The 20,369-nt window shown below is 60.6% G+C and carries 13 protein-coding genes and 1 pseudogene; 10 read left to right on the forward strand and 4 right to left on the reverse strand.

Annotation, left to right across the window (positions count from 1 at the left end):
* Positions 1-69: 69 nt before the first annotated feature.
* The 8 genes and pseudogenes from ACA073_RS12810 to ACA073_RS12845 form a co-directional block, all read left to right on the forward strand.
* A pseudogene (locus ACA073_RS12810) lies at positions 70-255 on the forward strand (polyketide cyclase); the annotation flags it as partial.
* A 232-nt stretch (positions 256-487) separates the two neighbouring features.
* Complete coding sequence (gene tpx / locus ACA073_RS12815; RefSeq protein WP_034146655.1) at positions 488-988, forward strand: thiol peroxidase; 501 nt, start codon at positions 488-490, stop codon at positions 986-988.
* Between the two features lie 441 nt (positions 989-1,429).
* Positions 1,430-2,746 (forward strand): MdtA/MuxA family multidrug efflux RND transporter periplasmic adaptor subunit, encoded by a 1,317-nt coding sequence (locus ACA073_RS12820; protein WP_497403876.1) that lies wholly within the window; start codon positions 1,430-1,432, stop codon positions 2,744-2,746.
* Positions 2,743-5,847, forward strand: a complete 3,105-nt coding sequence (locus tag ACA073_RS12825) for an MdtB/MuxB family multidrug efflux RND transporter permease subunit (RefSeq protein WP_497403877.1) — start codon at positions 2,743-2,745, stop codon at positions 5,845-5,847. Before ACA073_RS12820 ends, ACA073_RS12825 begins: the two co-directional genes overlap by 4 nt.
* Positions 5,844-8,951, forward strand: coding sequence for an efflux RND transporter permease subunit (locus ACA073_RS12830; protein WP_497403879.1), 3,108 nt, complete (start codon positions 5,844-5,846; stop codon positions 8,949-8,951). The genes ACA073_RS12825 and ACA073_RS12830 overlap by 4 nt, the downstream gene beginning before the upstream one ends.
* Entirely contained in the window at positions 8,948-10,423 is a 1,476-nt protein-coding gene (locus ACA073_RS12835; RefSeq protein WP_497403880.1) for an efflux transporter outer membrane subunit, read from the forward strand. The genes ACA073_RS12830 and ACA073_RS12835 overlap by 4 nt, the downstream gene beginning before the upstream one ends.
* A gap of 294 nt (positions 10,424-10,717) precedes the next feature.
* Positions 10,718-12,799, forward strand: a complete 2,082-nt coding sequence (locus ACA073_RS12840) for a putative bifunctional diguanylate cyclase/phosphodiesterase (protein WP_497403881.1) — start codon at positions 10,718-10,720, stop codon at positions 12,797-12,799.
* A gap of 222 nt (positions 12,800-13,021) precedes the next feature.
* Positions 13,022-13,768 carry an SDR family oxidoreductase gene (locus ACA073_RS12845; protein WP_497403883.1) on the forward strand — a complete coding sequence of 249 codons (747 nt, stop codon included), beginning with the start codon at positions 13,022-13,024 and terminating at the stop codon, positions 13,766-13,768.
* 123 nt (positions 13,769-13,891) lie between these two features.
* Here ACA073_RS12845 and mapR read toward each other — a convergent pair whose 3' ends face one another.
* The 3 genes from mapR to ACA073_RS12860 form a co-directional block, all read right to left on the reverse strand.
* Positions 13,892-15,301 carry a GntR family transcriptional regulator MpaR gene (gene mapR, locus ACA073_RS12850; protein WP_497403885.1) on the reverse strand — a complete coding sequence of 470 codons (1,410 nt, stop codon included), beginning with the start codon at positions 15,299-15,301 and terminating at the stop codon, positions 13,892-13,894.
* A 142-nt stretch (positions 15,302-15,443) separates the two neighbouring features.
* Entirely contained in the window at positions 15,444-16,874 is a 1,431-nt protein-coding gene (gene ccoG / locus ACA073_RS12855) for a cytochrome c oxidase accessory protein CcoG (protein ID WP_497403886.1), read from the reverse strand.
* A gap of 195 nt (positions 16,875-17,069) precedes the next feature.
* Positions 17,070-17,303 (reverse strand): DUF3203 family protein, encoded by a 234-nt coding sequence (locus ACA073_RS12860; RefSeq protein ID WP_497403887.1) that lies wholly within the window; start codon positions 17,301-17,303, stop codon positions 17,070-17,072.
* A 122-nt stretch (positions 17,304-17,425) separates the two neighbouring features.
* Between ACA073_RS12860 and ACA073_RS12865 the strand changes: the two genes are divergently transcribed.
* On the forward strand, positions 17,426-17,926 hold the full coding sequence (locus ACA073_RS12865; protein ID WP_497403889.1) for an MgtC/SapB family protein: 501 nt from the start codon (positions 17,426-17,428) through the stop codon (positions 17,924-17,926).
* A gap of 27 nt (positions 17,927-17,953) precedes the next feature.
* Here the strand turns inward: ACA073_RS12865 and ACA073_RS12870 are convergent, their stop codons facing one another.
* Positions 17,954-18,133 carry a hypothetical protein gene (locus tag ACA073_RS12870; protein ID WP_497403890.1) on the reverse strand — a complete coding sequence of 60 codons (180 nt, stop codon included), beginning with the start codon at positions 18,131-18,133 and terminating at the stop codon, positions 17,954-17,956.
* A 215-nt stretch (positions 18,134-18,348) separates the two neighbouring features.
* Here ACA073_RS12870 and ACA073_RS12875 point away from each other — a divergent pair, with 215 nt between their 5' ends.
* The gene (locus ACA073_RS12875) at positions 18,349-20,343 is read left to right on the forward strand and encodes an alpha-1,4-glucan--maltose-1-phosphate maltosyltransferase (protein WP_497403891.1); all 1,995 of its coding nucleotides are present in this window, start codon (positions 18,349-18,351) and stop codon (positions 20,341-20,343) included.
* The last annotated feature ends 26 nt before the right edge of the window (positions 20,344-20,369 follow it).

Genomic DNA, 20,369 nt, shown 5'->3' on the forward strand with positions numbered 1-20,369 from the left:
GGTGGTGTGTCCTCTGGATTTGAATGATTCACCGTATGGTCGATTGGTGATTCGCCAAATCGACAATCCATCGACGAAATGCTCAAGGGATTGATGGCTGCCTTTCGTCATGAACATCGGGTGGCCGAGGCAGAGGGCGGTACGCTGTACACCGACCGTGTGACGTATTCGGCGATTGGCGGTGCACCCCTGGAACGGTTGATGCGGCGGATTTTCGAGGCGCGGCATCGCACTATGTTGCGATTACTGAGCTAACGCAGATTCTGTAGGAGCGAAGCTTGCTCGCGAACTGGAGCGCTGCGGTGTGACTGTCTGACCGCGTTATCGTTCTTCGCTGGCAAGCCATGCTCCTACAGGTTTTGGGTTGTATCAGAATTGTGTGGCAACACTTCACAATTTGTATCCGCCCATAGGTCACCGGACCGTTTCGTGGTTAACTTCGGCCTCTTCAAAATTCTCCAATCCAACGTTCAGAAGGACTCCGTTCATGGCTCAAGTCACTCTTAAAGGCAACCCGGTTCAAGTCAACGGCCAACTGCCACAAGCCGGTTCCAAGGCGCCAGCCTTTTCCCTGGTTGCCGGCAATCTGTCCGACGTGACGCTGGCGAACTTCGCCGGCAAGCGCAAAGTGCTGAACATCTTCCCAAGCGTCGACACCCCTACCTGCGCGACCTCGGTTCGCAAGTTCAACGCCCAGGCCAATGACGTCGCCAACACCGTGGTGCTCTGCATCTCCGCTGACCTGCCGTTCGCCCAGGCCCGTTTCTGCGGCGCCGAAGGCCTGGAAAACGTCCAGAACCTGTCGACCCTGCGCGGTGCCGAATTCATCGAGAACTACGGTGTGGCGATCGCCGATGGCCCACTGAAAGGCCTGACCGCCCGCGCTGTCGTGGTTCTGGACGAAAATGACAACGTGCTGCACAGCGAATTGGTCAGCGAAATCGGTCAAGAGCCGAACTACGAAGCGGCACTCGCTGTTCTGAAATAAGCGTACTTTTACAATTGTTAACGGCCTAGGGGGCGTTCTCACTGAATTTCCCCGCCGCGTTGTCGCCTCAAAGCGGGCCAGGCAAGGCGCAGGCCGCTGGGAATGTCGTTTCCTTTCCAAGGCCTGCAACGCAGCCTGGCCCGCTTTAAGGCACAACCCGAAGGGCCGGGCCTGCTGTTGTGCAGGGCTGCGTTACTCGAAGCTTATTTGGAATGACCAAACCACGCTTCTCGCGCCTTGCCCTGCACAACAGCAGACCCGGCGCGGCGGGGAAATTCAGTGAGAACGCCCCCTCTGTCCAGGCCGTTTTCATTTGTGCTTCAGTGTCTTAGATAAATCTCCTGTTACGTAAGCCGAAGGTAAATTGCCGGTAAAGGCGCTTTGCTAAATACCCGCCAGTGCTTATCGTTCAGCCTCCCGTAGAAGAAGCCCACGCGCCCAATGGTTGATCATTCAATGCAATCCTCCGCTTCCCGTAGTCCTCGTCGCTGGCTGCTCGGCCTGCTTGTTCTGTTGGTCATCGCTGGCCTGTGCTGGAAATTCTGGCCTGGCAGCGCTGTGCCAAAAGAAGGCGCAGGACAAAAAGCCGTGGCGGGGCACACTGGTCGTTCGGGTGGCATGCGTCCGGGTTTCGGTGGGGCGACCGGTCCGGTACCAGTGCGCGTGGCAGCGGCGGTCAAGGGTGACTTCCCACTGTATTACAAGGCGCTGGGCACCGTGACGGCGCTGAACACCATCAATGTGCGCAGCCGCGTGGGCGGCGAGCTGATCAAGGTGGCGTTCGAAGAAGGGCAGATGGTCAAGGCCGGCGATCTGCTGGCGGAAATCGACCCGCGTCCTTACCAGAACGCCTTGCTGCAGGCCGAAGGCACCTTGCTGCAAAATCAGGCGCAGCTGAAGAACGCTCAGGTCGATGTCGAGCGTTATCGTGGCCTGTACCGCGAAGACAGTATCGCCAAGCAGACCCTGGACACGGCCGAAGCATTGGTCGGCCAGTATCAGGGCACGGTCAAGACCAATCAGGCGGCGGTCAAAGACGCCAAACTCAATCTCGAATTCACCAAAATCCGCGCGCCGATTGCCGGCCGTGTGGGCCTGCGACAGCTCGACGTCGGCAACCTTGTCGCCGCCAATGACACCACGGCGCTGGCGATCATCACCCAGACCCAGCCGATCAGCGTGGCCTTCACCTTGCCGGAAAACAGCCTCGACGTGGTGCTGGCCCGCTATCGCAGCGGCGCCAGACTGCCCGCCGAAGCCTGGGACCGTGGCGACACCAAACTGCAGGCCACCGGCGTATTGCAGAGCCTCGACAACCAGATCGACGTCACCACCGGCACCCTGAAATTCAAGGCACGTTACGAAAACCGTGATCAGGCGTTATTTCCCAATCAGTTCGTCAACGTCCATCTGCTGGCCGACACCCTCAAAGACGTGGTGCTTGCACCCTCGGCGGCCATTCAGTTCGGCACCAACGGCACCTTCGTCTATGCGATGGATGGCGACAAGAAAGTCACGATCCGTCAGTTGAAGGTCGGCGCCAGCGATGGTGAAAACACCGTGATCACCGCAGGCTTGACGGCTGGCGATCGCGTGGTCCTGGAAGGCACCGACCGCCTGAAGGAAGGCAGTGAAGTGGAAGTGGTCAACGACACCAAGGACGTACCGACCACGCCGACCGGCCACCTGCAAGGTAAATCGGCGGCCAACACGGCAGAGCCGGCGACCAGCGACAAGGCGAAAAAGGGCGGCGCATGAACATCTCGCGGCTGTTCATCCTTCGCCCGGTCGCCACGACGCTGAGCATGCTGGCTATTATCCTGGCCGGTGTGATCGCTTATCGGCTGTTGCCGGTGTCGGCTTTGCCTCAGGTCGATTACCCGACCATTCGCGTGATGACCCTCTATCCAGGCGCCAGCCCGGACGTCATGACCAGCGCCGTGACCGCGCCGCTTGAACGTCAGTTCGGGCAGATGCCGGGCCTGACCCAGATGGCCTCGACCAGTTCTGGTGGCGCTTCGGTGCTGACCCTGCGGTTCAGCCTCGACATCAACATGGACGTCGCCGAACAGCAGGTGCAGGCCGCGATCAACGCCGCGACCAATCTGCTGCCCAAGGACTTGCCGGCACCACCGGTGTACAACAAGGTCAACCCGGCGGACACCCCGGTGCTGACCCTGGCGATCACGTCCAAGACCATGTTGCTGCCCAAGCTCAATGACCTGGTCGATACGCGCATGGCGCAGAAGATCGCCCAGATCAGCGGCGTGGGCATGGTCAGCATTGCCGGCGGCCAGCGTCAGGCGGTGCGGATCAAGGTCAACCCCGAAGCCCTGGCGGCCAACGGTTTGAACCTGTCGGACGTGCGCACCCTGATCGGCGCGTCCAACGTCAACCAGCCCAAGGGCAACTTCGACGGCCCGACCCGGGTCTCTATGCTCGATGCAAACGATCAACTGACCTCGCCCAAGGATTACGCCAACCTGATTCTGGCCTACGCCAACGGTGCGCCGCTGCGACTGAAGGACGTGGCGGAAATCGCCGACGGAGCGGAAAACGAGCGCCTCGCGGCGTGGGCCAATGAAAACCAGGCCGTGTTGCTGAACATCCAGCGTCAGCCCGGCGCCAACGTCATCGAAGTGGTCGACCGGATCAAGGCCTTGCTGCCGAGCATCACCGATAACCTGCCGGCCGGCCTCGACGTCACCGTGCTGACCGACCGCACCCAGACCATCCGTGCGTCCGTCACCGACGTGCAACACGAATTGCTGATCGCCATTGCGCTGGTCGTGATGGTGACGTTCCTGTTCCTGCGGCGTGCCAGTGCCACGATCATTCCTTCGGTGGCCGTGCCGCTGTCGTTGATCGGCACCTTCGGCGTGATGTACCTCGCCGGTTTCTCGGTGAATAACCTGACCCTGATGGCCCTGACCATCGCCACCGGTTTCGTGGTGGACGATGCAATCGTCATGCTGGAGAACATTTCCCGATTCATCGAAGAGGGCGACAGTCCGCTGAATGCGGCGCTCAAGGGCGCCAGGCAGATCGGCTTCACCCTGATTTCCCTGACGCTGTCGTTGATCGCGGTACTGATTCCGCTGCTGTTCATGGCTGACGTGGTGGGGCGGTTGTTCCGCGAGTTTGCGATCACGTTGGCGGTGGCGATCCTGATTTCCCTGGTGGTGTCTTTGACCCTGACACCAATGATGTGCGCGCGGCTGCTCAAGCGTGAACCCAAGGAAGAAGAACAAGGCCGTTTCTACCGCGCCAGCGGCGCCACAATTGATTGGATGATCGCGGCTTACGGGCGCAAGTTAAAGTGGGTTCTCAAGCATCAACCACTGACGCTGCTGGTGGCGATCGGCACTCTTGCGCTGACCGTGTTCCTTTACATGGTGGTGCCGAAGGGCTTCTTTCCGGTGCAGGACACCGGGGTGATCCAGGGCATTTCCGAGGCGCCGCAGTCGATTTCCTTTGCGGCGATGAGCGAGCGGCAGCAGGAGCTGGCGAAAGTGATCCTCGCGGATCCGGCCGTCGAGAGCCTGTCGTCCTATATTGGTGTCGACGGCGATAACTCGACCCTTAACAGCGGTCGCCTGCTGATCAACCTCAAATCCCACAGCAATCGCGACTTGAGCGCGACCGAGGTCATCGCACGCCTGCAACCGGAACTGGACAAGCTGGTCGGCATTCGTCTGTTCATGCAGCCGGTGCAGGACCTGACCATCGAAGACCGGGTCAGTCGCACCCAGTACCAGTTCAGCATGTCATCGCCGGATTCCGAGCTGCTCAGCCTGTGGAGCGGTCGGCTGGTCGAAGCATTGGCCCAACGGCCGGAACTGACTGATGTTGCCAGTGATTTGCAGGACAAAGGCTTGCAGGTCTATCTGGTGATCGACCGTGATGCGGCGTCGCGGGTCGGGGTGTCGGTGTCGAACATAACCGACGCGCTGTACGACGCCTTCGGTCAGCGGCAGATTTCCACCATTTACACCCAGGCCAGCCAGTACCGCGTGGTGCTGCAATCGCAGTCCGGCGAGAAAATCGGCCCGGGTGCGCTCAACCAGATTCACGTCAAGACCACCGATGGCGGGCAAGTGCGCCTGTCCAGCCTGGCGCATATCGAAGAGCGTCAGGCGCAACTGGCGATCACCCACATCGGCCAGTTCCCGGCGGTGATGATGTCCTTCAACCTCGCGCCCGGCGTGGCGTTGGGGCATGCGGTGGAAATCATCGAGCATGTGCAGAAAGACATCGGCATGCCGATTGGCGTGCAGACCCAGTTCCAGGGCGCGGCCGAGGCGTTCCAGGCGTCGCTGTCGAGCACCTTGCTGCTGATTCTGGCGGCAGTGGTGACCATGTACATCGTGCTCGGCGTGCTCTACGAGAGCTACATCCACCCGATCACCATTCTCTCGACCCTGCCCTCGGCGGCGGTCGGCGCCTTGCTCGCATTGCTGTTGAGTGGAAATGACCTGGGGATGATCGCGATCATCGGCATCATCCTGTTGATCGGTATCGTGAAGAAGAACGCGATCATGATGATCGACTTCGCCCTCGACGCCGAGCGCAATCAAGGCATGGACCCGGAGACGGCGATCTATCAGGCGGCACTGCTGCGTTTCCGGCCGATCCTGATGACCACGCTGGCGGCATTGTTCGGTGCAGTGCCGTTGATGCTGGCCACCGGTTCCGGCGCTGAACTGCGTCAACCGCTGGGTCTGGTGATGGTCGGTGGGTTGTTGGTGAGTCAGGTGCTGACCTTGTTCACCACGCCGGTCATTTACCTGTACTTCGATCGCCTCGGTCGGCGCTGGGGCCGCAAATCCGAGTCCGTGGAAGTGGTCGAGCAGCCATGAACCTTTCCGGACCTTTCATCAAGCGCCCGGTCGCGACCATGTTGCTGAGCCTGGCGATCATGCTGCTGGGCGGGGTGAGCTTCGGTTTACTGCCGGTGTCACCGCTGCCGCAAATGGACTTCCCGGTGATTGTGGTCCAGGCCAGTCTGCCGGGCGCGAGCCCCGAGGTGATGGCGTCAACCGTGGCCACGCCGCTCGAACGTTCCTTTGGCGCCATCGCCGGGGTCAACACCATGAGCAGCCGTTCCAGCCAGGGCTCGACCCGGGTGATTCTGCAGTTCGACCTCGACCGCGACATCAACGGCGCGGCGCGGGAAGTGCAAGCGGCGATCAACGCCTCGCGTAACCTGCTGCCGAGCGGAATGCGCAGCATGCCGACCTACAAGAAGGTCAACCCGTCCCAGGCGCCGATCATGGTGCTGTCGCTGACGTCGGACGTGCTGGAAAAGGGCCAGCTTTACGATTTGGCCTCGACGATCTTGTCCCAGAGCCTGTCCCAGGTGCAGGGCGTCGGTGAAGTGCAGATCGGTGGCAGTTCCCTGCCGGCGGTGCGCATCGAACTCGAACCCCAGGCGCTCAACCAGTACGGCGTGGCGCTGGACGATGTGCGCAACACCATTGCCAATGCCAACGTGCGCCGGCCGAAAGGCTCGGTCGAAGACGCTCAGCGGTTGTGGCAGGTTCAGGCCAACGATCAACTGGAAAAAGCCAAGGATTATGAGTCGCTGATCATTCACTACAACGGCGGTGCGGCACTGCGGTTGAAGGATGTGGCCAAGGTCAGCGACGGCGTCGAGGACCGTTACAACAGCGGTTTCTTCAACGACGACGCGGCGGTGTTGCTGGTGATCAACCGTCAGGCCGGCGCCAACATCATCGAGACAGTCAACGAGATCAAGGCTCAGCTCCCGGCCTTGCAAGCCGTGCTGCCGGCCAGCGTCAAACTGAATCTGGCCATGGACCGCTCGCCGGTGATCAAGGCGACCCTGCACGAAGCGGAAATGACCCTGTTGATCGCCGTGGCGCTGGTGATTCTGGTGGTGTTCCTGTTTCTCGGTAACTTCCGCGCCTCGCTGATTCCGACCCTCGCGGTGCCGGTGTCGCTGGTGGGCACCTTCGCGGTGATGTACCTGTACGGGTTTTCCCTGAACAATCTGTCGTTGATGGCGCTGATTCTGGCCACCGGACTGGTGGTGGACGATGCCATCGTGGTGCTGGAGAACATCACCCGCCATATCGACAAAGGCGTGCCGCCCATGAAGGCCGCTTACCTAGGGGCTCAGGAAGTCGGCTTTACCCTGCTGTCGATGAACGTGTCACTGGTCGCCGTGTTCCTGTCGATCCTGTTCATGGGCGGGATTATCGAAAGCCTGTTCCGTGAGTTTTCCATCACGCTGGCGGCGTCCATCGTCGTGTCGCTGCTGGTCTCGCTGACCCTGACGCCGATGCTGTGCGCCCGTTGGCTCAAGCCGCATACGCCGGGTGAGGAAAACCGCCTGCAACGCTGGAGCCAGCACGCCAACGAGTGGATGGTCGGCAAATACGCCACCAGCCTTGACTGGGTGTTGCGGCACCGTCGTCTGACCTTGCTCAGCCTGATCGTTACAGTTGGCGTTAACATTGCGCTGTATGTGGTTGTTCCTAAAACCTTTATGCCGCAGCAGGACACTGGCCAGCTGATCGGATTCGTGCGCGGTGACGACGGCCTGTCGTTCACTGTGATGCAACCGAAAATGGAAATCTTCCGCTGCGCCGTACTCAAGGATGAAGCGGTGGAAAGCGTCGCCGGCTTCATCGGCGGCACCAACGGCACCAACAATGCCTTCATGCTGGTGCGCCTGAAACCGATAAAGGAGCGGGGCGTTTCCGCGCAGAAAGTCATCGAACGCTTGCGCAAGGAAATGCCCAAGGTGCCCGGTGCACAGCTGATGCTGATGGCGGATCAGGACCTGCAATTTGGCGGCGGCCGCGAGCAGACCACCTCGCAGTATTCCTACATCCTGCAAAGCGCCGACCTCGGCGAATTGCGCCAGTGGTATCCGAAAGTGGTGACCGCGCTCAAGGCGTTGCCGGAGCTGACCGCCATTGATGCCCGTGAAGGACGCGGCGCGCAGCAGGTGACCTTGATCGTCGATCGCGATCAGGCCAAACGGCTGGGGGTCGACATGGACATGGTGACCGCCGTCCTGAACAACGCCTACAGCCAGCGACAGATTTCGACCATCTACGACAGCCTCAACCAGTATCAGGTGGTGATGGAGGTCAATCCGAAGTACGCCCAGGACCCGATCACCCTCAAGCAGGTTCAGGTGATCACCACCGACGGCGCGCGGATTCCGCTGTCGACCATCGCCCATTACGAAAACAGCCTGGAAGACGACCGCGTCAGCCACGAAGGCCAGTTCGCTTCCGAAAGCATTTCCTTCGACATGGCCGAAGGCGTGACCGTGGAGCAGGGCACGGCGGCGATCGAACGGGCGATTGCCAGACTCGGCATGCCGGAAGACGTCATCGTGAAAATGGCCGGCACCGCTGACGCCTTCGCCGCGACGCAGAAGAGCCAGCCGTGGATGATTCTTGGCGCGCTGGTGGCGGTGTATCTGGTGCTGGGTGTGCTGTATGAAAGCTACATCCATCCGCTGACCATTCTCTCGACCTTGCCGTCGGCCGGGGTCGGCGCGTTGCTGTCGATCTATGCGCTGGGCGGTGAGTTCAGCCTGATCTCGTTGCTCGGGCTGTTCCTGCTGATCGGTGTGGTGAAGAAAAACGCCATTCTGATGATCGACCTGGCGTTGCAGCTCGAAAGGCATCAGGGCCTTGAGCCGCTGGAGTCGATTCGCAGCGCGTGCCTGCAACGTTTGCGTCCGATTCTGATGACCACGCTGGCCGCCATTCTCGGTGCCTTGCCGCTGCTGCTGAGCCGTGCCGAGGGTGCAGAGATGCGTCAACCGCTGGGCCTGACCATCATCGGCGGGCTGATCTTCAGTCAGGTGCTGACCCTTTACACCACCCCGGTGGTTTACCTCTATCTCGACAAGCTGCGCCATCGCTTCAACCACTGGCGTGGGGTGCGTACTGATGCTGCTCTGGAAACTCCGCTATGACTGATCGTTCGCTTTTCAATCTGTCTGCACCGCTGATCACGGCCCGAGGCTCGCGTTTGTTGAGCCTGTCGCTGTGCGTGGCGCTGCTCAGTGCCTGCGCCATCGGCCCGGATTACCAGCGCCCGCCAACCGCCGCGCCGGTGCAGTACAAGGAAGCGGCCGGCTGGCGTCAGGCCAATCCGAGCGATTCCCTGGCCCGCGGTGCCTGGTGGGAGTTGTATGGCGATCAACAACTGAACGGCCTGATCGAGAAGCTCAACAGCGCCAACCAGACGGTTGCCCAGTCCGAGGCCCAGTACCGTCAGGCCCAGGCTTTGGTGCGCAGCGCTCGCGGTGCGTTTTACCCGACGGTAGACCTGACCGTTGGGAAAAACCGTTCCAGCCAGGGCACCGGCAGCAGTAGTTCGAGCCTGACAAGTTCTTCCAGCGGGATCCGCGACACCTACACGGCCCAAGCCGGTGTCAGTTGGGAGGCCGATGTCTGGGGCAAACTGCGCCGAGGCCTTGAGGCGGACACCGCCAACGCCGAGGCGAGTTTTGCCGATCTGGCGGCGATGCGGTTGAGCCAGCAGTCGGAACTGGTGCAGAACTACCTGCAACTGCGGGTGATCGATGAGCAAAGGCGTCTGCTGCAAGCGACGGTCGAGACCTATCAGCGTTCGCTGAAAATGACCGAAAACCAGTACCGTGCCGGCGTTTCCGGCAAGGACGCGGTGGCACAGGCCACCACCCAGCTCAAGAGCACCGAGGCCGAGTTGGTCGATCTGATCTGGCAGCGCGCCCAGTTCGAGAACGCCATCGCCGTGCTGATCGGGCTGCCGCCTGCCGAGTTCAGCCTCGCGGAAACCCAAGGCATCCCGGTCTTGCCCAACGTGCCGCTGAACCTGCCTTCGCAATTGCTGGAACGCCGCCCGGACATTGCCTCCGCCGAGCGCTCGGTCATGGCGGCCAACGCTAACATCGGCGTGGCCAAGGCCGCTTACTACCCGGACCTGACACTGAGCCTGAACGGCGGTTACAGCAGCAGCACGTCGTCGAACTGGATCAGCGTGCCGAACCGCTTCTGGTCGGTCGGCCCGCAACTGGCAATGACCTTGTTTGACGGCGGACAACGGTCTGCCGAAGTCGACCGCAGCGAAGCGGCTTATGACGAGACCGTCGCCAAGTACCGCCAGACCGTGCTCGACGGCTTCCGCGAGGTGGAAAATTATCTGGTCCAGCTCAAGGTCCTGGAAAACGAATCTGCCGTGCGTCAGCAGGCCCTGGACGCGGCGCGTGAGTCCTTGCGCCTGACCCAGAATCAGTACAAGGCCGGGTTGATTGCTTATCTGGATGTGGTGGTGGTGCAAGCCTCGGCGCTGAACAACGAACGCAACATGCTGGACTTGTTGCAGAGCCGCCTGATTGCCAGCGTGCAGTTGATTGCGGCGCTGGGCGGCGGGTGGGACGGACAGCTCGAGCTAAACAACTGACACCTGTATTTCTGTAGGAGCAGTGTAGGAGCTGTCGAGTGAAACGAGGCTGCGATCTTTTGATCGTGATCTTCATGCGGCTGAAAAGATCGCAGCCTCGTTTCACTCGACAGCTCCTACAAGGGGAGCGGGGGGCAAGGTTCCAGAGAAATCGCGAACAATCAAACAAGCGTTTCATCAGCTTGATGGCCCTTTGCTAAATTTTGTCAGTGCGTTCTTTCATGCAATCAGTACAATCGCCCGATTTGCCCCCCGAGAATGGAAGCAGTACGGCGGGTCGTCTCGAGAAGTCCCATGCTCATCGGTAGCTATTCCCCCACGCTGGTTATCATTTCGCTCTTTGTGGCGATTCTCGCGTCCTATACCGCGCTCGACATGACCGGGCGCATCGCCACTGCCAGAGGCCGCGCAGTACATTTTTGGACGGCCGGCGGCGCTTTGGCGATGGGCATTGGCGTGTGGTCGATGCATTTCATCGGCATGCTCGCGTTTGAACTGCCTATCGACCTCGGCTACGACGTCACTTTGACGTCGCTGTCGCTGCTGACCGCGATCCTCTCCTGCGGCTTTGCCCTGTGGCTGGTCAGCCAGCCACAACTACCGATCTGGCAACTGGCGTTCGGAGCGCTGCTGATGGGCGCGGGTATCAGCGCCATGCACTACACCGGCATGGCCGCCATGCGCATGCAGCCGGGTATCGATTACGACCCGACCCTGTTCGGCGCCTCTCTGCTCATCGCCGTCGGTGCGTCAGGCGCAGCGTTATGGATCTCCTTCCGCCTGCGTCGGCATACGCCTTATGTCAACCTGATTCGAGGCGGCGCGGCGGTGATCATGGGCATTGCCATTGTCGGCATGCACTACACCGGCATGGCCGCCGCGCGTTTTCCCGACGGCAGTTTTTGTGGTGCGGCGGTCAGCGGTTTGAGCGGCAATGGCCTGGACAGCCTGGTGCTGATCACCACGATGGCAGTGCTGAGCATTGCCTTGCTCACGTCGGTTCTCGATGCGCGCCTGGAGGCTCGCACCGCCGGTCTGGCCCGCTCGCTGACAGAGGCCAACCGCGAACTCACCCAATTGGCGCTGCACGACCCCCTGACCGGTCTGCCAAATCGGGTGTTGCTGGCTGACCGTATCGGCCAAGGCATGTCGAGGGTGCAGGAGCAGGGTGGCTGTTTTGCCTTGATGTTCATTGATCTGGATGGTTTCAAGCCGGTCAATGATGCATTCGGTCATCACATGGGTGACCAGTTGCTACGCGAAGTCGCTCTGCGCCTGCGTGAGGATTTGCGTAGCCAGGACACGCTGGCGCGCATTGGCGGCGATGAGTTCGTGCTGCTGGTGCAACTGGCCGATGAGCATGATGTACTGAATCTCGCGTCCCGGCAGGTCGGGCTGATCGCGCGCTCGTTCCGCGTCGCCGAACATGATTTGCAGATCTCCGCCAGTGTCGGCATTGCCCTTTATCCGGGAAACGGCCAGACCGCCGAAGAACTGCTGATGAACGCCGACGCCGCGATGTATCACGCCAAGGGCACGGGCAAAAACGGCTACAGCTTCTTCGACGCCTCGATGAACAGCAACGCGCGCAAACAGCTGCAATTGCTGCAAGACCTGCGCAATGCCGTGGAGCAGCAACAATTCTGCCTCTACTACCAGCCAAAATTCGACGCCGGCAACGGCCGGCCAGTCGGCGCCGAGGCGTTGTTGCGCTGGGTGCATCCGACGCAGGGCATGCTGATGCCGGACAAATTCATCGAACTGGCGGAGAAGACCGGGCTGATCATTCCGATCGGCGATTGGGTGCTCAACGAAGCCTGCCGGCAGATGCGCGAATGGTACGTGCTCGGCTACACCGACTGGCGCATCGCGGTGAACCTCTCCGCTTTGCAGTTTTGTAATGCAGGCCTGGTCCAGAGCGTCGCCAAGGCGTTGGCCACGCACCATTTGCCGGCTAACAACCTGACCCTGGAAATCACCGAAACCACCGCCATGAGCGACGCTGATGCGAGCATGACGGTGCTTAAGGAACTCTCGGAGATGGGCGTCGACCTGTCGATCGATGATTTTGGTACTGGTTATTCGAGTTTGATGTACCTCAAGCGCTTGCCAGCCAACGAACTGAAAATCGACAGGGGGTTTGTCCGCGACCTGGAACGCGACAGCGACGATGCGGCCATCGTTTCCGCCATCGTTGCCCTTGGCCAGGCGCTGGGTTTGCGCATCGTCGCCGAAGGCGTGGAAACCGATATGCAGCAGGATTTCCTGACTCAACTCGGTTGCGACTCGTTGCAGGGCTATCTGCTGGGGCATCCGCTGCCGGCGGAGCGCTTCATGGTGGACATTCTTCGCGCGGAGCAGTTAGCGGTGAGTTGACGCCCCCTGTGGCGAGGGAGCTTGCTCCCGCTCGGCTGCGCAGCAGTCGTAAACCGGCCAGCTCGGCTTACCTGGACAACTGCGGTGGCCGATGTTGGGAGCGCTGCGCACTCCAGCGGGAGCAAGCTGCCTCGCCACAGGACACCACAGACTCCATGCAAAACCCGCCAATGGCGGTTATTCTTGGCCCCGACTGCTTACGCTTGAACGGGGAAAGCTCGCATGGACAAAGTCATCGTCATCACCGGCGGCAGCCGCGGCATCGGCGCCGCCACCGCACTGTTGGTCGCCGGGAAAGGCTATCGGATCTGCATCAACTATCAGTTCGATGAAGAGGCGGCGCATACCGTGCTGGAGCAAGTCCGTGCCCTCGGCGCCCAGGCCATCGCGGTACGTGCCGACGTCAGCATCGAAGACGAAGTGATCGCGCTGTTTAACCGGGTTGACGCCGAACTCGGCCGGGTCACCGCCCTGGTCAACAACGCCGGCACCGTGGGACACAAATCCCGGGTCGACGAAATGTCCGAGTTCCGCATTCTCAAAACCCTCAAAACCAACGTCCTGGCGCCCATTCTCTGCGCCAAGCACGCCGTACTGCGCATGTCACCGAAACACGGCGGGCAGGGCGGCAGCATCGTCAACGTATCGTCGGTTGCCGCGCGCCTGGGAGCGCCGAATGAGTACGTGGATTACGCGGCGTCCAAAGGCGCGCTCGACACGTTCACCATTGGTCTGTCCAAGGAAGTGGCGGGCGAAGGCATCCGGGTCAACGCCGTGCGCCCCGGTTACATCTATACCGATTTCCATGCGTTGAGTGGCGACCCGGATCGGGTCAGCAAGCTTGAGTCGGCGATCCCGATGGCCCGCGGTGGCCGGCCGGATGAAGTGGCGGAGGCGATTGTGTGGTTGTTGTCGGATAAGGCTTCTTATGCGACGGGGACTTTCGTCGATCTTGGGGGCGGGCGTTAGGCCTCAATATTTGCTTTGTCTGTTCTGACCTCTTCGCGGGCAAGCCCGCTCCCACAGTTGACCGCGTACCTCTGTGGGAGCGGGCTTGCTCGCGAAGAGGCCGGACCAGTCAACCTCAAACCCTCAGAATGACCGAACAATCCGCCCCAACGTCTCCATAGCCTTCTCCGCAGCCTCATCCCAAGGGCTGCCATAGTTCAACCGAATGCAATTCCTGAACCGCTGGGCCGGCGAAAAAATCGGCCCGGGCGCAATGCTGATCCCCTGAGCCAACGCCATCTGAAACAACTTCAACGAATCCATCTGCGCAGGCAGTTCCAGCCACAAAAAGTACCCACCGGCCGGCTGACTGACCCGAGTCTGCGCCGGGAAGTAGCGCGCAATCGCCGCCAGCATCGCACTCTGCTGTTCTTCCAGCGCGTAACGCAATTTGCGCAAATGCCGGTCATAGCCACCATGTTGCAGATAATCGGCAATGGCCGCCTGAGCCGGCATCGACGCACAAAGCGATGTCATGAGTTTCAGACGCTCAATCTTCTGCGCATACCGCCCGGCAGCCACCCAGCCAATGCGATAGCCAGGCGCGAGGCTTTTGGCGAACGAGCCGCAATGCATCACCAACCCTTCGGTATCGAACGCCTTGGCCGGTTTCGGCGCGTGTTGGCCGTAATAGAGTTCGGCGTAGACATCGTCCTCGATCAGCGGCACTTGATGGCTCCGCAACAACGCCACCAGTTCCTGTTTCTTCGCCTCGGGCATGGTGGCGCCGATGGGGTTCTGGAAACTGGTCATGCACCAGCAGGCCTTGATCGGGTGGCGTTCCAGCGTTTGCGCGAGCACGCCGAGGTCGATGCCGTCGCGCGGGTGCACGGGGATTTCCACGGCTTTGAGCTTAAGACGTTCAAGGATTTGCAGGCAGGCGTAGAACGCCGGGGCTTCGATGGCCACCAGGTCGCCGGGTTCAGTGACGGCTTGCAAGCACAGGTTCAACGCTTCCAGCGCGCCGTTGGTGATCAGCAGTTCTTCCATGGGCAGCATCAGGCCGCCGACCATGTAGCGCAGGGCGATTTGTCGGCGCAGTTGCGGGTTGCCCGGCGACATGTCGGTGACGACCATGCGCGGGTCCATGTCTCGGGTGGCGCTGGCCAGTGAACGGGACAGGCGTTGCAGCGGAAACAGGGTAGGGCTGGGGAAGGCCGAGCCGAAGGGGACGGTGTTGGGGTCCTTGATCGAGTCGAGCACCGAGAACACCAGTTCGCTGACATCGACTTCGGTGGATTCATTGACCTGGCTGCTGATCACTGGCTCCGAAAACGGGCTCGGCGCATGGGTGTTGACGAAATAACCGGAACGCGGGCGGGCGCGGATCAGGCCACGGCGTTCGAGCAGGTAATAGGCCTGGAACACCGTGGACGGGCTGACGCCGTAGGTCTGGCTGGCGTAACGCACCGAAGGCACGCGCTGGCCGGGGCCGAGGACGCCGGAGCGGATCAGTTCAGCGATGTCATCGGCGAATTTTTCGTAGCGTTTCATCTAAAGCCCGGTTCAGTGTTATTCAGTGAAATCGAGGTGACTTCTTCGCGAGCAAGCCCGCTCCCACATTGGATTTGTGAACACTGGAAGATCCAATGTGGGAGCGGGCTTGCTCGCGAATGGCGCACCGCAGTCTAAAGCCTTAACGATTCATCGGAGCAACAAACCGGCTGTCCGCGACGCTATAAATCTCAGGCTCATCGCTGTCGACGATCTTGAAGCTGATGCTCTGCGAACTGCTGCCCGGCCGTTCCGTGGTCATCGCCACGGACACCGGCACGTCAACAATCTCGCCCGGCGCCAGGCTCAGTTCGGTCTTGCCTTGCAACTGGAATCCGTCGCCATCGACCAGGGTCAAACGGTAGTCCTGCCGTTGCTGGGTCTTGTTGATGACCTTCAGGCTGTAGATGTTTTCGATCTGCCCCAGGCTGTTTTCGCGGAACAGTCCACGGTCCTTGCTGACGTCCAGCGAGACCATCGGCCGCTCGACAAGCGCCAGGACGAGGGCGCCGATCATCACCAGCAACACCGCGGTGTAGCCGATCAGTCGTGGTCGCAGCAGACGGGTTTTGCCCCCTTGCAACTGATGCTCCGAGGTGTAGCTGATCAGGCCACTGGCGTAACCCATTTTGTCCATGATCGAATCACAGGCGTCGATACACGCGGCGCACCCGATGCATTCCATTTGCAGACCGTCGCGAATGTCGATGCCAGTTGGGCAGACCTGCACGCAGAGCTGGCAATCGATGCAATCACCAAGGCCGACCTCGGCAGGTTTCACGTCACGTTTGCGCGGGCCACGGTTTTCGCCACGGGCGACGTCGTAGGAAATGGTCAGGGTGTCTTTGTCGAACATCACACTCTGGAACCGCGCATACGGGCACATGTGCATGCACACCGCTTCACGCAGCCAACCGGCGTTGATGTACGTGGCACCGGTGAAGAACAGCACCCAGAACAGGCTGACGCCGCCGATCTGCAGGGTCAGCAGTTCTTCGGCCAGCGGCCGGATCGGTGTGAAGTAGCCGACGAAAGTCAGCCCCGTCAGCAAGCTGATCGCCAGCCACAAGGTGTGCTTGGCCGCGCGGCGCATCAGTTTGTTCAGACCCCACGGCGCGGCTTGCAGCTTGATCCGCTGGTTGCGTTCGCCTTCGGTGATCTTCTCGCACCACATGAAGATCCAGGTCCAGGAGCTCTGTGGGCAGGTGTAGCCACACCAGACGCGCCCGGCAAACACGGTGATCGCAAACAGGCCGAACGCAGCAATGATCAGCAACCCCGACAGCAAGATGAAATCCTGCGGCCAGAAGGTCGCGCCGAAGATGTGGAATTTGCTTTCGGAAAGGTCCCAGAGCACCGCCTGGCGGCCGCCCCAGTTCAACCACACCGTGCCAAAGAACAGCAGAAACAGAAAGCCCGTGCCGCTCATGCGCAGGGTGCGGAACAGGCCGGTGAAGCTACGGGTGTGGATCAGGTTGTCGCTGGATTTGGCCTTCATCTTGGGACGCGAAGGCTCATAGCTGTTTACTAACGGGGCACTTTCTACGGTTCGGACGGGGATTCTTTCGCTCATGGTCTTTCGCTCATCAGCCTCCATCAGGCCGGGTCACTATGAGCGTCGATCTGTTTGCATAACAGACTCAGGTATCGCAATAAAAAGCGGATCAGATGAGCGCAGAGCCGCTGCCTGCGACAACTTGATGCACCCGCGATAACGCGACGCGGGTGCCTATGACAGGCGCCCGCAGGGGGTGTTGATCCGGGTCAGTCAAATCACCGAATCACTGTCCGTGGCCTTCAAATGCCGACGACCATCCACCGCACCTGCTACGGTCAATGCATCGGCTTCTGCTTCGGTGATGTAGATGCGCTGGCCGTCCAGATCGACTGCCGACATGGCTTTGTCGCCGTCGGTGACGATAGTGACGTCGGGACACAGGCGGATTTCTTCGCCGTTCTCGGTGATGAAGAAACAGGTCTGGTTTTCGATGCGCACAGTCATGGAGAGGTCCTTTTTTCTGCGGGTTCTACAGGGTTAGGGCACACCCGGCGGCCATCGTTCTGTGCAACCGATTAATGGTCTGCGCGGTCCATCCTCTATCGATCATTTACAGGGATTGCACCATGGACGCCTGGTGGCATGAAGTTTGGGTGACGCTGCAAGCGGAGTTCGCCGACATCGGCGACGCCTCACAACTGACACGTGTAACCGTGAGACTGCTGATGGCCGCCGTGCTGGGCGGGATTCTCGGTTTCGAACGCGAGCAAAAGGGCAAGGCGGCTGGAGTGCGAACGCACATGCTGGTGGCGCTCGGTGCCGCGCTGTTTGTGCTGGTGCCGCAGATGTCCGGCTCGCAGGCGGATGCCATGAGTCGGGTGGTGCAAGGGGTGATCGCCGGGATCGGTTTCCTCGGCGCCGGGACCATCCTGAAAAACCAGGAAGGCGATGAAGGCCATGTGAAAGGCCTGACCACCGCCGCCGGGTTGTGGATGACTGCGGCCATCGGCGTTTCGGCCGGGTTGGGACGTGAAGCGACGGCGGTGCTCAGTACGTTGCTGGCGTTGGGGATCTTCAGTGTGATGCCGAGGATCGTGAGGATGCTGGATAAGGATCGCGCGCCGTGAGACCAGTCTTACGGCGCAGTTAATGGTCTATCCCTGAATTTTTTTTGGACTGACGATCACCGGCGGCATGGTTTCCGGCGGATCTTCCCGTGCGGGCGGGGTAGTCCCGGGCGGTTCCTGCTCGGGCACTGGCGCAGGTTCGGTGGGCGGAATCGTCGGGCGGTCGATATTCGGATCAGGTGTTTCTGCCGGGATTGGAATACTCATCGTTGAAGCCTCCAGTGGCACATGGCGTAAGACGTGCTTAAGTGGATTGACCATTGCGCACAGGAATTGATTCCCCCGAAGGCTCAGGCAAATCCCCGTGAACTTTACCGGGGCCTGTCGCTCGGAACCTAAGTGAGTTCATTTCGGGGCCGACGGCCTTGCGCGAATGACGACCTGCACAAGAGCGTCCATGGGGCGTACAGGAGAGATGCTCGATGACTGCCGAAAAACCGACAGAGCTGAACTACAACCCTCACATGCCGCTGTCGCAGGCTCTACTGCTGCCGCGTATCGCCATTGAAGACACCATGCCAACGCTTGATGGCGGGCAATTCGCCGTCAAAGCAGTGGTAGGACAGGACGTGGTGGTCACGAGCAAAGTGTTTGCCGATGGCCACGATAAACTCGCCGTGCGTGTGCGCTGGCGTGCCGAGAGTGATGAAACCTGGCAAAGCGAGGCCATGGCCGACCTGGGCAATAACGGCTGGCAGGGGCAATTTCGTGTGAGATCACAGGGCCGCTATGTCTTCTGTATCGAGGCCTGGATCGATCAGTTCGCCAGCTTCTGCTACGAACTGGAGAAGAAGCACACGGCCAGAGTGCCGGTGAGTCTGGAGTTGCAGGAAGGGCGAAGCCTGGTTCAGCAAGCGGCCGAACGCACAGAGGGGCCACTCAGCGAAGCGCTCGCGGAGTTGCAGCATGAATTGGCCGGACTGCTCGAAATCGAGCAGGTGGCGCTGTTTCTGCACCAGCGAAGCGCCGACCTGATGGCTCAGGCCGATCACCGCGCCTATTTAAGCCTCAGCCCCGAGTATCCGCTGGACGTTGAGCGTGAACTCGCGCAGTTCGCCAGTTGGTATGAGTTGTTTCCGCGTTCGATCACCGACGACCCGGCTCGCCATGGCACCTTTAATGACGTGCATTCGCGGCTGCCGATGATCCAGGACATGGGCTTCGACGTGCTGTATTTCCCGCCGATCCACCCGATCGGTCGCAGCTACCGCAAAGGCCCGAACAATTCCCTCACCGCCGGCCCTGACGATCCGGGCAGCCCGTATGCCATCGGCAGCGAAGAGGGCGGGCACGAGGCGATTCACTCGGAGCTGGGCACCCGCGAAGACTTTCGTCGGCTGGTGGCCGCAGCCGCTGACCATGGCCTGGAAATCGCGCTCGACTTTGCCATCCAGTGTTCCCAGGACCACCCGTGGCTCAAGCAGCACCCCGGCTGGTTCAACTGGCGGCCGGACGGCACGATCAAATATGCCGAGAACCCGCCGAAGAAATACCAGGACATCGTCAACGTCGACTTCTATGCCGCCGAGGCGATTCCCAGCCTCTGGGTCGAACTGCGCGACATCGTGGTCGGTTGGGTCGAAGAGGGCGTGAAGATCTTTCGCGTCGACAATCCGCACACCAAACCGTTGCCGTTCTGGCAGTGGCTGATTGCCGATGTGCGGGCGCTGTACCCGGAAGTGATCTTCCTCGCCGAAGCGTTCACCACGCCGGCGATGATGGCGCGATTGGGCAAGGTCGGTTATTCGCAGAGCTACACCTACTTCACCTGGCGCAACACCAAGTACGAACTCTCGACCTATCTCAGCGAGCTCAACGAATCGCCGTGGCGCGAATGCTATCGGCCGAACTTCTTCGTCAATACACCGGACATCAACCCGGCGTTTCTGCATGAGTCCGGACGCGCCGGTTTTCTGATCCGTGCGGCCCTGGCGACCATGGGTTCCGGGCTGTGGGGCATGTATTCAGGTTTCGAACTCTGTGAAGCCGCACCCGTGCCGGGGAAGGAGGAATACCTCAACTCCGAGAAGTACGAAATCCGCCCCAGGGACTTCAACGCGCCGGGCAACATCATCGCCGAGATCGCCCAGCTCAACCGCATTCGTCGGCAGAACCCGGCCTTGCACACGCATCTGGGCCTGACGATCTACAACGCCTGGAACGACAACATTCTATATTTCGGCAAACGCAGCGAGGATGGCAGCAACTTCATTCTGGTGGCGGTCAGCCTAGATCCGCATAACGTTCAGGAAGCGAATTTCGAGTTGCCGCTGTGGGAAATGGGTTTGCCCGACGACGCCAGCACTCAGGGAGAAGATTTGATGAGCGGTCATCGCTGGACGTGGCACGGCAAGTACCAGTTCATGCGGATCGACCCGGCGCATCAGCCGTTCGGGATTTGGCGCATAACCGTCTAGACGCAAAACCTGTGGGAGCGGGCTTG

Source organism: Pseudomonas sp. LBUM1670 (assembly GCF_059695695.1).